1 protein-coding gene is annotated in these 416 nt (G+C 66.1%); it reads left to right on the top strand.

Going from position 1 to position 416, the window contains the following annotated elements; translation table 11 throughout:
- Nucleotides 1-416: hypothetical protein (locus tag H9X96_RS22465; RefSeq protein ID WP_222943974.1), on the top strand; the 416-nt coding region annotated here is incomplete at both ends.

Below are 416 nucleotides of genomic sequence, written 5' to 3'. Positions count from 1 at the left end.
GTACTGACCAAGGCCGAAGGCCTCGCCCTGTTCTACGCCGGACGTGGAGGTGTGCACCCGCTGGAAAACGTCGACCGGCACAACCCACGACCGGGATCGCGGCGCTGGGTCGCCGTCAACACCGCAACGGGCGACAGATCACAGTGGAAGGAAGCATGGGCAAGTCTCCACCACGACGGATCAGTCACGCTCGCAGCCGCAATCGGCGGCCACCGCATGAGTAGCGACGGGTACTTCGCGGGATCGCAGGTCCAGTCGGACGCGGTCGAGTGCGGCGTCGCAGGCCTGATGGCTCTCATCCGGACGACCGCCGACGCGACGGGCAACGACGAGTACGACGTGCGCGTCGGGATCGAGTGGACCGGATCAGAGGCCCTGACGATCCTCACGGTGGATAACTTCGGCCACTCCTACGG

The sequence above is a fragment of the Pedobacter sp. N36a genome (genome assembly GCF_014472395.1).
GTDB lineage: Bacteria > Bacteroidota > Bacteroidia > Sphingobacteriales > Sphingobacteriaceae > Pedobacter.
The sequence above is the reverse complement of the archived record's forward strand: the minus strand, read 5'-3'. Positions and strand labels throughout refer to the sequence as shown.